The sequence below is a fragment of the Flocculibacter collagenilyticus genome (assembly GCF_016469335.1).
Classification (GTDB): Bacteria; Pseudomonadota; Gammaproteobacteria; order Enterobacterales; family Alteromonadaceae; genus Flocculibacter; species Flocculibacter collagenilyticus.
This window is the reverse complement of record NZ_CP059888.1, coordinates 124,153-138,653: the sequence shown is the minus strand read 5'-3', so window position 1 is coordinate 138,653 and position 14,501 is coordinate 124,153. Positions and strand designations below refer to the sequence as shown.

The 14,501-nt window shown below is 41.6% G+C and carries 16 protein-coding genes; 14 read left to right on the top strand and 2 right to left on the bottom strand.

Annotation, left to right across the window (positions count from 1 at the left end; genetic code table 11):
- The first annotated feature begins 18 nt into the window (after positions 1 to 18).
- The 6 genes from HUU81_RS00625 to HUU81_RS00600 all read left to right on the top strand — a co-directional run bounded on the left by HUU81_RS00625 (position 19) and on the right by HUU81_RS00600 (position 6,182).
- A complete protein-coding gene (locus tag HUU81_RS00625) occupies positions 19 to 1,035 on the top strand; it encodes a GGDEF domain-containing protein (RefSeq protein WP_199610301.1) in 1,017 nt (338 codons plus the stop codon).
- 214 nt (positions 1,036 to 1,249) lie between these two features.
- Positions 1,250 to 2,005 (top strand): bifunctional demethylmenaquinone methyltransferase/2-methoxy-6-polyprenyl-1,4-benzoquinol methylase UbiE, encoded by a 756-nt coding sequence (ubiE, locus tag HUU81_RS00620; RefSeq protein ID WP_199610299.1) that lies wholly within the window; start codon positions 1,250 to 1,252, stop codon positions 2,003 to 2,005.
- Positions 2,005 to 2,649 (top strand): ubiquinone biosynthesis accessory factor UbiJ, encoded by a 645-nt coding sequence (locus HUU81_RS00615; protein ID WP_199610297.1) that lies wholly within the window; start codon positions 2,005 to 2,007, stop codon positions 2,647 to 2,649. Before ubiE ends, HUU81_RS00615 begins: the two co-directional genes overlap by 1 nt.
- Positions 2,650 to 2,657: 8 nt before the next feature.
- Complete coding sequence (gene ubiB / locus HUU81_RS00610) at positions 2,658 to 4,214, top strand: ubiquinone biosynthesis regulatory protein kinase UbiB (RefSeq protein WP_199610295.1); 1,557 nt, start codon at positions 2,658 to 2,660, stop codon at positions 4,212 to 4,214.
- Between the two features lie 16 nt (positions 4,215 to 4,230).
- A complete protein-coding gene (locus tag HUU81_RS00605) occupies positions 4,231 to 4,749 on the top strand; it encodes a GNAT family N-acetyltransferase (protein WP_199610293.1) in 519 nt (172 codons plus the stop codon).
- Positions 4,750 to 4,868: 119 nt separating this feature from the next.
- Positions 4,869 to 6,182 (top strand): tetratricopeptide repeat protein, encoded by a 1,314-nt coding sequence (locus HUU81_RS00600; protein WP_199610292.1) that lies wholly within the window; start codon positions 4,869 to 4,871, stop codon positions 6,180 to 6,182.
- A 2-nt stretch (positions 6,183 to 6,184) separates the two neighbouring features.
- Here HUU81_RS00600 and HUU81_RS00595 read toward each other — a convergent pair whose 3' ends face one another.
- Positions 6,185 to 6,787, bottom strand: coding sequence for a nucleoside/nucleotide kinase family protein (locus HUU81_RS00595; protein ID WP_199610291.1), 603 nt, complete (start codon positions 6,785 to 6,787; stop codon positions 6,185 to 6,187).
- Between the two features lie 183 nt (positions 6,788 to 6,970).
- Between HUU81_RS00595 and HUU81_RS00590 the strand changes: the two genes are divergently transcribed.
- Positions 6,971 to 7,966 (top strand): M20/M25/M40 family metallo-hydrolase, encoded by a 996-nt coding sequence (locus tag HUU81_RS00590; RefSeq protein WP_199610290.1) that lies wholly within the window; start codon positions 6,971 to 6,973, stop codon positions 7,964 to 7,966.
- A 26-nt stretch (positions 7,967 to 7,992) separates the two neighbouring features.
- Here the strand turns inward: HUU81_RS00590 and HUU81_RS00585 are convergent, their stop codons facing one another.
- A complete protein-coding gene (locus HUU81_RS00585; protein WP_199610289.1) occupies positions 7,993 to 8,943 on the bottom strand; it encodes a hypothetical protein in 951 nt (316 codons plus the stop codon).
- A gap of 106 nt (positions 8,944 to 9,049) precedes the next feature.
- Between HUU81_RS00585 and tatA the strand changes: the two genes are divergently transcribed.
- The 7 genes from tatA to hemB all read left to right on the top strand — a co-directional run bounded on the left by tatA (position 9,050) and on the right by hemB (position 14,410).
- Positions 9,050 to 9,346, top strand: coding sequence for a Sec-independent protein translocase subunit TatA (gene tatA / locus HUU81_RS00580; protein ID WP_199610288.1), 297 nt, complete (start codon positions 9,050 to 9,052; stop codon positions 9,344 to 9,346).
- Between the two features lie 3 nt (positions 9,347 to 9,349).
- Positions 9,350 to 9,736: a Sec-independent protein translocase protein TatB gene (gene tatB / locus HUU81_RS00575; RefSeq protein ID WP_199610287.1), complete on the top strand. Its 387-nt coding sequence runs from the start codon at positions 9,350 to 9,352 to the stop codon at positions 9,734 to 9,736.
- Positions 9,729 to 10,550, top strand: a complete 822-nt coding sequence (gene tatC / locus HUU81_RS00570; RefSeq protein ID WP_199610285.1) for a twin-arginine translocase subunit TatC — start codon at positions 9,729 to 9,731, stop codon at positions 10,548 to 10,550. Before tatB ends, tatC begins: the two co-directional genes overlap by 8 nt.
- A gap of 38 nt (positions 10,551 to 10,588) precedes the next feature.
- Positions 10,589 to 11,131, top strand: coding sequence for a hypothetical protein (locus HUU81_RS00565; protein WP_199610284.1), 543 nt, complete (start codon positions 10,589 to 10,591; stop codon positions 11,129 to 11,131).
- Positions 11,132 to 11,163: 32 nt separating this feature from the next.
- A complete protein-coding gene (locus tag HUU81_RS00560) occupies positions 11,164 to 12,039 on the top strand; it encodes a TatD family hydrolase (protein WP_199610283.1) in 876 nt (291 codons plus the stop codon).
- On the top strand, positions 12,036 to 13,361 hold the full coding sequence (locus HUU81_RS00555) for a GGDEF domain-containing protein (protein ID WP_199610282.1): 1,326 nt from the start codon (positions 12,036 to 12,038) through the stop codon (positions 13,359 to 13,361). The genes HUU81_RS00560 and HUU81_RS00555 overlap by 4 nt, the downstream gene beginning before the upstream one ends.
- Before the next feature lie 68 nt (positions 13,362 to 13,429).
- A complete protein-coding gene (gene hemB, locus HUU81_RS00550) occupies positions 13,430 to 14,410 on the top strand; it encodes a porphobilinogen synthase (protein WP_407644840.1) in 981 nt (326 codons plus the stop codon).
- The last annotated feature ends 91 nt before the right edge of the window (positions 14,411 to 14,501 follow it).

Sequence of the window (14,501 nt, the reverse complement as noted above, 5' to 3'; positions counted from 1 at the left end):
TCCCATGAGGTTGCTTCGATGAAATACCACGATAGTATGGACAAAGCCAATGACATTCTGGCAAAAGTGACGCAATTTTTAACTAAACTTGCGCTACCTGCCACGCCTGTCAATTATGCTGTTGCTTACGAACATATATCAGGAAGAAATACCCCGCTATCCCAAGCGATAAGACAACGCGAAAAAAGCACTCTGACATTAGATAGTTTCTTTTTTGAAGAGCTATACAATGAGTGGATAGCAAAGCCGCACCCTGCTACCGAAAATGTACTGGAAGGGTTCGGCGAAATGCTCACCGATATTGGCAATAGCACTCAGAAAGCGAATCAGTCGGTTAATCAATATATTGAGCAATTAGATCAGGGATTATTGGCACTTGACGAGCTAGGAAATGAAACCACGAAAGAAGTCATTGCCCAACTCATTAATGCCACGTACGAAATCAAATCGTCACAACAACAATTGCAAGATCAAATTTTAGAAGTGTCAGCACAAGCAGTAGGCTTAAAGCAAGATGTTGATGATATGAAAAGTGAGCGCCTGCTCGACAACCTAACCGGCATGCATAACCGCAAGTCAATGCATGAAAGCGTCGACATCTGGTTGACTGAAAAGCCCGAGCGTCAAATTGCAGCTATCGCAATTGATATTGATCACTTTGATCATTTTAATGAAAATTACGGCTTTATGATTGGCGATGTTGTCTTAACGAAAGTCGCTAAAAAAATACAAACCTACATCAGAGAAAGTGGTTTACCCGTGCGTACGGGAGGCGAAGAGTTCTTATTATTATTACCCGATGTCGAATTAGATATTGCCAAAGAAATTGCCGAACAAATTCGCAAAGGCATCGAAAAAATTCGGTTTGTTAGCTCTCGCTCTAAACGTACTTTGCCAAAAGTTACTATTTCTGCAGGCGTTTCAAGCTATCGCACCCATGAAGATTGGGAACAATTTATTGGCAGAGCCAACAACGGGGTTGAAAAAGCGAAGCAAACAGGACGCAATAAAGTCGTCACGGTTAAAAATCACTAACGTTGTTCAACTCCTCTTCCTCACCTAGATTATTTAGTTAGCCACGGTGCGTGGCTAATGGAACTAACCTACGGTTATTTACGTAATAATATAACGCCTTTTGTATTTAGTACGGCTCATGCAATAAAAATTATCTCTCTATATACTTAGGGGAGTTGGTTATACCTTGGGTATCAAGTAAACTATCAAGAATCACAGCTTATCGGAACGAATAATGAAACAAGGTCAGGACAACACGACCCATTTTGGTTATAAAACTGTAGATGCCAATGAAAAAGTTGGCTTAGTAGCAGATGTATTTCACTCGGTAGCCGCAAAATACGACATTATGAATGACTTAATGTCGATGGGCATTCATCGTTTATGGAAGCGTTATACCATTGATTGTAGTGCCGCACGTCGTGGCCAAAAAGTGTTAGATCTGGCAGGTGGAACCGGTGATTTAACCGCAAAATTTTCGAGACTAGTCGGTGATACTGGACAAGTTATTTTAGCTGACATTAACGATTCAATGATCAAAGTAGGCCGCGACAAGCTGCGCGATAACGGCATTGTTGGCAACGTCGAATATGTGCAAGCAAACGCTGAAGCCTTACCCTTTCCTGATAATACGTTCGACATTGTTACCATTGCATTTGGTTTAAGAAATGTGACTAATAAAGATGCGGCGTTAGCATCAATTTTTCGTGTGCTTAAGCCTGGTGGTCGTTTACTCGTGCTGGAGTTTTCCAAGCCAACACAAGATTGGCTAAGTAAAGTGTACGATACATACAGCTTTAAACTACTGCCAACAATGGGTAAATTAATCGCGAATGATAGTGAGAGCTACCAGTATTTAGCTGAATCAATACGTATGCATCCAGATCAAGACACCCTTAAAGCGATGATGGAACAAGCAGGCTTCGAACAAACGCAATATACGAACCTAACTGGCGGCATTGTGGCTTTACATAGAGGCTTCAAATTTTAGTGAATACTAACTTACTGATGCAATTTGGTAGCGGCATTATTGAAGCAACCGCCAATAAAATTTTATTGTTAGACCCTAGTTTTGAACAACGTAGCCAGCCGTTACGCGGTAAGCGATTAGTGGTTAAACTTGCCGAAATTAAACGCCCCATTTGCGTGATTGTAAGCCAAGGCGGTATTTGCATTTCAAATACCGACGAAGCGCCTGATTGCGAGATTATTACATCAATTGCAACATTAAGAGAGATGCAAGATCCATCTCAAATTACCCGCCTAATCAAACAAGAACAACTCGATATCAATGGCGACATCCACATCGCACAAGGGTTTAGTCAATTAATTAAAGACACCCACATTGATTGGGAAGAGCAACTTTCTCAGTACGTGGGTGACGCGTTAGCACACAAAATTGCGCGCATGATTAAACATTCACACACTGCTATTAATAACAAGCTAGCTGACAGCAACCAGATCGCCACCGAAGCACTGCAAGACGAGCTGCAAGTTGCACCGCATCCAATTGAAGTAAAACAGTTTAACGACGGCGTTACTCAAATTAGAAAACACACCGACGCATTAGCTGTACGCCTAGAGCGTTTACATGCGTCCTTAAATCATTTGCTTTCTTCATCTAACCAGCACTAGGAATTATTGTGCGTATTACTCGTCTGATTAAAATTACCAAAACATTCTTTCAATACGGCTTAGATGAGTTAATTCCACCGATGTGGCTGCCGTGGTACGTCACACCGCTGCGCACAATGATTTTTTGGTGGCGTAACAAGCACCCAGATAAAACACGGGGTCAACGCATTCGTTTAGCACTACAAGAGCTTGGGCCAGTATGGGTCAAGTTTGGTCAAATGTTGTCTACGCGACGAGATTTATTACCCCATGACATAGCGAATGAACTTAATTTTTTACAAGACAAAGTCGCTCCTTTTGACGGCAAGCAAGCGCAACAATTAATTGAGCATGCCCTTGAAATTAATGATATCAGTCAACGTTTCGTAGAATTTGATATTAAACCATTAGCTTCAGCGTCAATTGCTCAAGTTCATACCGCACACTTAATCGATCATGATGGCGAACATAAAGACGTGGTGATTAAAGTGATTCGCCCTGGCATAGATCGCATCATCAACGCCGATGTGGAACTGATGCAAGTTATTGCAGGATTTGTTGCACGTTATATGCCAGATGGCAAACGACTTAGGCCGCGTGAAGTCATCGAAGAGTATAAAAAAACCATTATTGATGAGTTAGACTTATTGCGCGAAGCAGCGAATGCGATTCAGCTCAGACGAAATTTCGAAAACTCCGACTCTTTGTATGTGCCTTTTGTTTATTCTGATTTTTGTCGTCATAATGTGTTGGTAATGGAACGGATCTACGGTATTCCTGTGTCAGACATTGCAGCATTAAAAGCCAACAATACCAATTTAGAAAAGCTGGCTGAACGTGGTGTAGAGGTCTTTTTCACACAAGTGTTTCGTGACTCATTTTTTCATGCTGATATGCACCCGGGTAACGTATTTGTGTCGTATGAAAACCCGCAGAGTCCGCAATATATAGGGATAGATTGTGGCATCGTTGGCACTTTGAACCGTGAGGATAAACGCTATTTAGCGGAAAACTTTATCGCATTTTTTAATCGCGATTACCGCAAAGTGGCAGAGCTTCACGTGGACTCAGGTTGGGTGCCCGCTGACACCAATTTAGAAGATTTTGAATTTGCTATCCGTACAGTGTGTGAGCCTATTTTCAACAAGCCACTAGCAGAAATATCATTTGGTCACGTATTAGTGAACCTATTCAATACTGCACGTCGTTTTAATATGGAAGTGCAACCGCAACTAGTGTTACTGCAAAAAACACTCTTGTATATTGAAGGATTAGGCCGACAACTCTATCCACAACTCGATTTATGGAAAACGGCAAAGCCGTTTCTAGAAAATTGGATGAAAGAGCAAATTGGCCCTAAGGCTGTTTATAACAATGTAAAAGCCAACTTACCATTTTGGGGCGAAAAACTGCCTGAGATCCCTGATTTAATTTATGACTACCTAAAAGCAGGCAAATATGCACATCAAATGCAGCAATTACATATGATAAAAAATCAGCAAGAAACCAACCGCCAACATAAATTAACTCGCATCACCATTTTGCTTGGCTGTGCCATTATTGCTTTAGCGATTACGTTTAAATAACTGGAACGTTACTATCATGCAGAAGATCATTGGCCATACTGCTCGCCTCACTATTCGTCACTTTACCGAGCAAGATACCGCCTTTGTGATCCAGCAATTAAATCAGCCTTCGTTTATTGAACATATTGGTGATAAATCAGTCACTGACACTGAAACAGCGTTACGCTATTTACGTAAAGGACCTCTGCACAGTTACCGTACTTTGGGATTTGGTTTAAACCTTGTTGAATTAAAGGATACTAGTACCGCAATAGGCATGTGCGGTATATTAAAACGCCCTGAACTGACCGTGCCTGACTTAGGCTATGCGTTTTTACCAGAATACTGGGGCAAAGGCTATGCAAAAGAAGCTGCTATTGCAGTGATTGAGCATGCTAAAGTTCAACACCAACTCCATCACGTTGATGCTATCACCTCAACCAATAACCATGCCTCAATTAAGTTGTTGGAAGCCCTAGGCTTTACTTTTACAGCACAAATTTCGCTTAGCCAAGACGAAGAGTTAGTTAACCAATACAGTTGGTTAGCGACTTAGAGCACCTTAGCTCTTGTTACACATACTTAGAAACAATTACCTACTGCATAATAAATAAACACCTGCTACTATTTAAGAAGATGTATTAATAAACATTTTCAGTCATGAGGTAGTTTTTTATGGGTGAAGTTTCTCGATTAGCATCTCGATTAATTGCTAATAGTGCAGTATTTACAACATTCAACACGTTAACACATTCCGATTTAACGAGAACAAGTCGGTGCCGCAATCACAATGCTCTCGCTTCAACCTCGCTCACAATTAAAGTTCCTTTAATCGCCACTATCTTGCTCTCTATGGTGCTTTTAAGCGGTTGTAAGAGCACCTTTGAAAATAAGTATATTTATGAATCTACACCCGACGCACTGATGGCTGATGAACAATTTCCGACGGCAGCAACTATTGATATTGAGTCGGAAGCAGAAGTGTTTTATTTACCTCCACAAGCAATTGAGTTAGTACAGCGCTCATTATTGCATGTAGATCACCCATTAGACCGCACCCGTAAACTGATCAAGCTAATATTCAATAATACCAATCTAAATTTAATATATAACAACACCGCCAATTACACAGCGGCGCAAACCTTCAAGCATCAGGCTGCTAACTGCCTATCACTTTCCATTATGACCTACTCAATGGCACAAGCGGCTAATCTTCATGTGCAATTTCAAGAAATAAAAATTCCCGAATTTTGGACACATGTTAAAGGGCATACGCTATTAAATGGTCATATCAACATCAATATTACTGGACAAGATGATGGCGAAACCGTTTATTCTTCTATTGCAGGTTATGAGTTAGATTTCGACCCTTTCTCTCCTAAAAAACGCTTTCCTAAAGCAGATATCGATAAAACCCGAGTGCTTGCCATGTTTTACAATAACAAAGGCGCTGACGCCTTAATCGCGCAACAACACGACATCGCTTACGCTTATTTCAAAAAAGCCGTAACAACAGATCCTAATTTTAGTTCAGCGTTTACCAACTTAGGCTTACTGTATCGCCGCAGTGATTTAAATGAAAAAGCTGAAACGGTTTATAAACATGCACTGAGCATTAAAGAGGCAAACAACACAGCATGGCATAATTTAGCCATTTTATATCGCAAGTTGGATCAACATGTAGAAGCTGACGAAATTACTCAGCGCTTGGAAAGCATTCGACTTTCTAACCCGTTTTATCATTACACACTAGGTAATGAAGCAATCAGCCAGCAACGCTATTCTGATGCGATTAAACATTTTAAACGCGCGATTAGTATGGATAAAACCGAACACGAATTTTATTTTGGGCTAGCCAAAGTCTATTACTTTCTTGATGATCTGGATAAAAGTGAGCGTTATTTAAAACTGGCTAAGCACCATTCTGATACTCATGTTATCGCTACCAACTACCAGTCCAAGTTAAATCACTTAAGGGCAACACAGTAAGATTATTGATAGTTATGTAGCCAAACGATGATCGCCGTAATAGTTTCCTGTACGGCATCATGATTAAAGTAAATATAATCACAATCCTCACGTACCTGTACAACGGTATTAGCGTAAATATCGTGAAAGTACGCTTGGTATCGATTGAGGTAGTGCGTAACCTGTTGTTGCGTTTCATACCATGTTTGCTGCTTGGCTGCGCGTTCAATATTACGCGTTAATACTCTGCTCAAACACAAAGCTAATGGCACATCCAACAGCACAACCGCGTCTATCAATGGCGCTACGGCATTACGCTTACGTCCAAAAGGCTCTTCAATAAACACAAAATGGGCATCGGGGTGTTGCTGTTTTAATAACTCTATAGATTCACAAAACATGGGAGTTGTAATGACAGAGCAGTCAGCTCCTTCGTCATGCCAGCGCTTCATGTCTGTTGGGTAGCTATTTTTATCGGTGTAGTCATCAAACAACAAAAAAGGGCAACATAACTTCTCAGCTAATGCTTTGATGATTGTGGTTTTGCCGCAACCAGAGGCTCCGCTAATTGCAATCACTTTTGGTTGCGTTAGCGCATCGACTGGTTTGTTATTTACAGTGATCATAGCTAAGCTAACGACTAACTGTGTACGTTGTAAATATTATGTGTTTTACGATTCACTGCAACACCAACTTAATTTAGACTCATGGACGTAAAAAGCTCGAATTAAAATAATGGCGTATTTACTGTGTTTTGTCGTCTTATATTCACACATTTTCTTACTTAACTTGAATTTAGTAGGTATGGTATGTCGTTATTTCTCAATAGCTTGATGATATTGTTTATCTTTTTGATAACTGCACAATCTGCTTATGCAAATTGTAAAATTCTTTCTCAGCACAGTTTAAGCGGTACCATTAACCAAACCCGACTAATGGCGGACCTTCACCTTTTATCTGACGACTGGATGCAAGGCAGAAAAACCGGTACTACAGGTAATAAACGAGCCCAGCAATTTCTCGAGTACCGATTTACGCAGTTAGGATTACGTAAATTTAATCATAGTTATAAGCAACCGTTTCGGTATCCCTCTGGTTTTTCCAGTCGAGCGGGTACAAACTTGGTGGCAATGCTTACTGGCACTCAATTCGCTGATCAGTATATTGTGATTACCGCGCACTATGATCATCTAGGAAAGCAAGGAAATCGCATTTTTAATGGCGCTGATGACAATGCCTCTGGCGTGGCGGCTATGCTTGCCCTTGCTCGTTATTTGACGGCTCATGCCCCGCGACACTCGATAATATTTGTCGCGACCGATGCTGAAGAAGTCGGGTTATATGGCGCGAAAGCATTTGTGGCAAACCCACCTGTTGATCAGAACAAGATTGTACTTAATATTAATTTAGATATGGTTGCCCAAGGCGGTAAGCGTAAGCGTTTATACATTGCAGGTACACGGCATAATAACGCACTGCGCACGATCATTGCGCCATATCTTGAAACAAGCAAGATATGTTTAAAGTTTGGTCATGACACAAAATCAAGAGGCGCACGAGGCGACGCTGTTAGTACTTTATTGGGTAAATCAAACACGATTGATTGGCGAAACGCCAGTGATCATGCAGCCTTTATTAATGCAGGCATTCCCTATTTATACTTTGGTGTGGATGAACACCCGTACTACCATACCGAACAAGACACTGCTGAGCGCATCGAACCAATATTTTACACCGCAGTGACAGAAGCCATATTAGCCATTACACAACGGGTCGATCAGCAATTATCTACTAGCACGCCTTAAATGTAAGCTACTAGTCGATATCTGTACTAGTCGATATCCAGTATTTCATAACCAAAAAAGCCTTCAACGCGTAAGGCAATACCTGCGTCGGCGTCAAAATCGTATTGTCGCTCAAAATCAATAAACGGTTCAATTTCAAAAAATAACCATTTACGTAAATAACGCTGTCGCCATCGCATACTTAACGTGTATTCTTCTTCACGATACTTAGGCTGCGCAACGCCTTTCGCAATTAAGCTCCAAATTAAGGCGTGATCTTCGTCTTGCTGCCAAATATAAAAGGCACCGTTTTTCCAATTCGGTGCGTCATAATCTTCACGATCGCGAATACTGTATACCCACTTAAATTCATTGGTAGGATTAAAATGGTAACCGGCTTCTAATTGTAATCGTGCGCCAAAGCCGTCGCCAATATAATACTCAACGGCAGGCTCAACGATAATACGCCAATTTTCGTCATAAACACGCTGCCAGCGATACAAAGAGCGGCCGTAAACCGTTCCCCCCCCTAACCCAACACGAGATGAAAAAAACGATTTATCATCAATTTTATGAATAAGGCGAATGGCTGCGCTAAAGTCACGTGAGTTAGATTTATCATCTTGGGGACGGGATGTTTCAAGGGGTAACCGGTCAAAGTCATCCAATTCGTTATCAGAGAATATTAAATCGACTTTTTCTTCAAGATTAGGCAAGCGCACTTTTAGTCTAAATTTAACTGGGAAGTCATTTAAGTCGCCCGCTTTAGGCTCCCAGCCTACTGAAATACGTCCCCATGCTTTTGCTTCAAAATTGGGTAGCTTATCGTCAGCAAAATAGTTATCCACCCATTGCGCAGTATGGTTGAGCGAATCTGATACCGAGCTATGTACCGAATCCAACCACTCAAATTCTTGGTTTTCTTCACTCGCTATAGCGCGCCCACTTAAGCTAATACATACACTTAAGACGGTGAATCGACATAAAAATTTCAACACATCTACCAGCACATTCGTTCACCTTTTATTATTGATTTCTTTAATACTAGCGTGTTGCAGCAATTCTCGTATAATAGTCAACAAATTATATTTGAGGAAGCAAATTATGGGATTTGGCGGCATTAGTATTTGGCAGTTGCTGATTGTACTAGCAATTATCGTATTATTATTCGGTACTAAAAAATTACGTAATATTGGTGGCGACTTAGGTTCTGCGGTACGCGGCTTCAAAAAGGCAGTCTCTGACGATGAGCAAAAAGCTGACGATAAAAATGCGACCTCTACGTCGACTACACACACTCAATCAACTGAGCAGTTAGAGCAATTAAAAACTCAAGATTCTGCTGATACAACTCATTCAGAAACTAACTCAACCAATCCTAAACAGTCTGATAAGGTGTAGTGAATGGGATTTTGGGAGCTAGTTGTTATTTCGGTAGTCGCCTTACTCGTATTAGGTCCTGACAAGCTGCCCACCGCTATTCGCAGCGTGACCAAGTTTGTGCGCTCGGTGAAGCAAATGAGCCAATCAATCAAGGCTGAAGTCAGTGAAGAGCTGCGCATTCATGAGTTGCACGAAAATTTACGTAAGGCAGAGTCGCAAGGTTTAGACAATATTTCCCCAGCGTTACAAAAGTCAGTTGATGAATTAAAAGCGGCGGCAAGCGCTGTACAACAACCATACCGCAAAGACGATGCACCGCAATCCACTCCACAAAATGAGATCAACCAAACATCAACCCCCACAATAAGCTCAAGCTCGACTGATAGTGCCAAGAAAAACAATGAGTAATGCGACCCCAACCACGAGCTTTGTTGCTCATTTGCTTGAAATGCGAAACCGATTACTTAAAACGGTTTTATGTGTGTTAGTGATTTTTGCAAGCTTAGCGTATTTTGCTAACGATATTTATCATTGGTTAGCCACACCGTTGATTGATGCATTACCCAGTGGCACCAGCATGATTGCTACCGATGTTGCAGCGCCCTTTTTTGTGCCATTTAAGCTCACCTTCATCGTGGCTATCTTTTTATCTATTCCGTTTATTTTGCATCAAATATGGGGATTTATTGCCCCTGGTCTATACCGTCACGAAAAAATCTTTGCTATCCCTCTACTAGTTTCCAGTATCTTGCTATTTTATGGCGGCATTGCCTTCGCGTACTATGTGGTTTTTCCACTCGCATTAAACTTTTTTACTAGCGTTGCTCCCGCAGATATCACTATTGCGACTGACATCTCGAGTTATTTAGATTTTGCCTTAAAGCTATTTTTTGCGTTTGGCATCGCCTTTGAAATCCCTGTCGCCATTATGTTAATTTGCTGGGCAGGCTTAACCACACCTGCCGCGTTAAGAGCAAAAAGGCCATACATCATTGTAGGAGCTTTTGTAATAGGCATGTTATTAACTCCGCCCGATGTTATTTCTCAAACATTGTTGGCGGTGCCAATGTGGCTGCTATTCGAGTTAGGCGTATTTTTCGCCACGTTTTATAAGAAAAAACCGTCACCGTCGATTGCTGCTGAGTCTGCAGCAGAACATGACAACAACGAACAATCAGAAACAGAGTCACATACCGAGACAGGGTCACACTCTAATAAATAGAATAAGGATCTCAATGGTCCGTTACTCATGGAGTTAAAATGAAGAAGTTTTTAGTTACAACTGCAATGCTAATACTTGGTAGCATCAATACACAGGTTAGTGCTAGCGAACCTACAGGCACCTCATTAAGTAAAGCCCTGACGCAATGCGCAGATATATCTAATAGCCTAAAACGCTTAGTGTGTTATGACCAATTAGCTTCTAAGGTTAACAATTTTTCTGATCAACCACTCACCGCGCCAACGCCAGTAGCTGCCAGCAACCATACTCAAAGTGCTAAACAAGCAAATAGTGTGAAAAAGCCAGTCGCATCTGCTGAAGATGATTTTGGTAGAGAGCATAAAACAGCAATTGAAAATGCTCAGAAAAAAATGACCAGTATTGTAGATAAGGTGACAGAAACTCTGCGAGGAAAGCTAATTATTACACTTGCAAATGGTCAAGTGTGGCAACAAGCTGACTCAACAACGTTAAGAATTAAAGCGGGGCAACAAGTTGTGTTAGAGCGCGGTATACTAAATTCATTTTTCATCTCTCGCCCAACTGCAAGTAAGCGAATGAAAGTAAAACGAATTAAGTAATAATAGATAATCAGTTTAACGATAGGTCAGCCATGTTAATCGATGTTGGTGTTAATCTTACCAGTGGTCAATTTGATAAAGATCGACAAGACGTAATCAACCGCGCTTTTCAGCAACGGGTCAGCGCGATGATTATCACTGCAACCGATATTGAAGAATGTGAAAACGCATTAGCCATGGCCCAGCAAATGCCTGATTACCTAGCCTGTACTGCAGGTGTGCACCCGCATTACGCAAAAGATGTAGATGCTGATTATCTGGCCAAATTAAAACAATATTTAACGCAACCTAATGTTGTAGCTGTTGGTGAGTGTGGGCTCGATTTTAATCGTGACTTCTCACCACGTCCCCAACAAGAACAGGTATTTATCGAGCAAATCATATTGGCAGGCGAACAATGCATGCCACTGTTTATGCACGAACGCGATGCACATCAACGCTTTTTAGCATTATATCGTGAACACGCCGTAGCTAATCAACAAGGTGTGGTTCACTGCTTTACTGGTACTGTAGACGAAGCACGTAATTATTTAGATATGGGATTGTACTTAGGGATCACAGGATGGTTATGCGACGAGCGACGAGGCCAAGATTTACGTGAAGCACTCAAATATATCCCGCTTGAACGCTTACTATTAGAAACAGATGCACCCTATTTATTACCACGCGATCTAACGCCTAAACCTAAATCACGTCGTAACGAGCCTGCGTATTTAATGCATGTGGCACGTGCCGTAGCAAGCTTAAAAAACATCGCGCTCGAAGAAGTATTACAATACGCTTGGCAAAACAATATCAAATTGTTTAACTTAACCAATACAGCATTGGCAGAGGTGCAATCCGAGCCAACAACATTCACCCAAAACTTTACAGAAATAATTAATAGCGAGCACAGCTCAACATCATGACCTCTTACGTAGCCATTAATTCAGTCTCGACTTCTTTTACGACAGATGCGACTTTGTTTGGCTTCGAACCGTATTTATTTATCGGCTTTATTTCAGCACTGGTGTTAATGACCGTCACGCAGCACTTGCGTACACCGTCCAACAACACCTCGCACCTTCTTACCATTTCGTTAAGTGCATTGTCGGCCGCTACCTTACTGCTACCGTCATTAAGCTCGATTCAACTACCCTATTTAGATAATATCAAAGGCATTTTATTTGCGCTGTGTATTGTAACTATCGTTTGCACAGCATGGTATTTTCGGCACGCTTTACAGCCCGAGCTATACGATATCCAGCTGTCATACAGTACTAATGTGTCGTTATTTGTGTGGGCTATTTTAGCCTTTAGTTTGGTGCTTTGGCCCACCGCCAGCATGCTAACCATAGCGCTATGTGGCCTTATTATCAGCGCATGTATTATGCTGTTTATTAGCTATCGACTGGTACAAATTGGCCATCAGATTGCACATTATTTTTATGGTATCTGGTTTTTGACGTTAGTTTTCGCTGTTGTTGCACTCGCTATGCAGCTCCAGCACGTTCAGCTTGGCATTATGACGCATCTGGTTTATGTATATTTAGCCATACTTAACTTTAGCTGTATTGCGATTCAGTACATGGTACAGCAAACGCAACAAGAAACGCACCAGCGTACACATCGTGAGCTGGAAGAACAGTTACAGCAGCAGAACTTTGAGCTGCAAGAAACACTTCGCGAGCTAGAATCCAAGAACCAAATTTTAGAAGAAAAAAATACTTTAGACGCACTCACAGGTATCAAAAACCGTCGCTATTTTGATCAAAAGATAATGCAGGAATATCGTCGCTGTCGTCGCGAACAAACTCAACTTTCCGTGGTCATGTTAGATATTGATCACTTTAAACGCATTAACGACAACTTTGGACATTTAGCGGGCGACGAAGTGATTAAACAAGTGGCGAACATCGCAAAAGCCACATTAAAAAGGCCGAGTGACGATGTGTGTCGCTATGGCGGCGAAGAGTTCTGTCTTATTTTACCTAGCACTGAACTTGAAGGTGCATGGCAAGTCGCTGAAGAAATTAGAAAAAATATAGAAAGCCTTGAAATATTAACCAACTCAGGAAATATTTCAGTTACTATTAGTTGCGGTGTCGCCAGCAGTAAACTTGATGCTGAATCAGAAGTGATGCTATTAATTGATAATGCTGACCACGCACTATACCAGTCTAAACAACAAGGGCGTAATCAAACAACGCTCTTCCAAAAAAGTGCGCTGTCACAACAGTCATTACGCTAAATCTATACTCAAATAATTAAGGAGTTACTGTGAGCCAACAAGGTTTTGGACTTTACCCATATAGCCGCATGCGTCGTATGCGTCGAGATGACTTTAGCCGCCGTTTAATGGCAGAACACACGCTAACAGTTAACGACCTTATCTATCCAATGTTTGTGATTGAAGGCAAAAATAGAACCGAGTCAATTCCTTCAATGCCTGGAATTAATCGCTATTCCATTGATTTACTGATTAAAGAAGCAGAAGAGTTAGTTGCGTTGGGCATTCCCATGGTGGCGTTGTTTCCAGTTATCTCGCAAGACTTAAAAACCGAAATGGCTGAAGAGTCATACAACCCTGATGGCTTAGCTCAAAAAGCGGTTAAAGCGCTAAAATCCGCCTTTCCAGATTTAGGTGTGATGACCGATGTCGCGCTAGATCCATTCACTATTCATGGTCAAGACGGCATCATAGATGATAATGGCTATGTGATGAACGATGAAACCATTGATGTGTTAATCAAACAAGCTGTGAGCCATGCTGCAGCAGGTGCCGACGTAGTTGCGCCGTCAGATATGATGGATGGACGAATTGGCGCAATTCGTGACGAATTAGAAGCACAAGGCCATATTCATACGCGCATTATGGCCTACTCCGCTAAATATGCCTCCAACTACTACGGGCCATTTCGTGATGCCGTTGGCTCAGCAAGTAATTTGAAGGGTGGTAATAAAGCGAATTATCAAATGGATCCCGCCAATAGTAATGAAGCACTGCGTGAAATTGCACTCGATCTTGAAGAAGGTGCTGACATGGTTATGGTTAAGCCAGGGATGCCATACCTAGACATCGTTCGCCGCGTGAAAGACGAATTTGGCGCACCAACATTTGCTTACCAAGTAAGTGGTGAGTACGCAATGCACATGGCAGCAATTGAAAACGGTTGGTTAGCAGAAAAGCCCTGTATTATGGAAGGCTTGCTAGCCTTTAAGCGAGCGGGCGCAGATGGCATTTTAACGTATTTTGCTAAACGCGTTGCGCAATGGTTAAAAGAAGACAACCAAGCGTAACCTTTAACTTCGTACAGTCATCACCAAACGCATCATATCAGTATCAGCAGGCGCTCACCGTTGATAACGCCTGCTGACTTTTCAGTCAGCA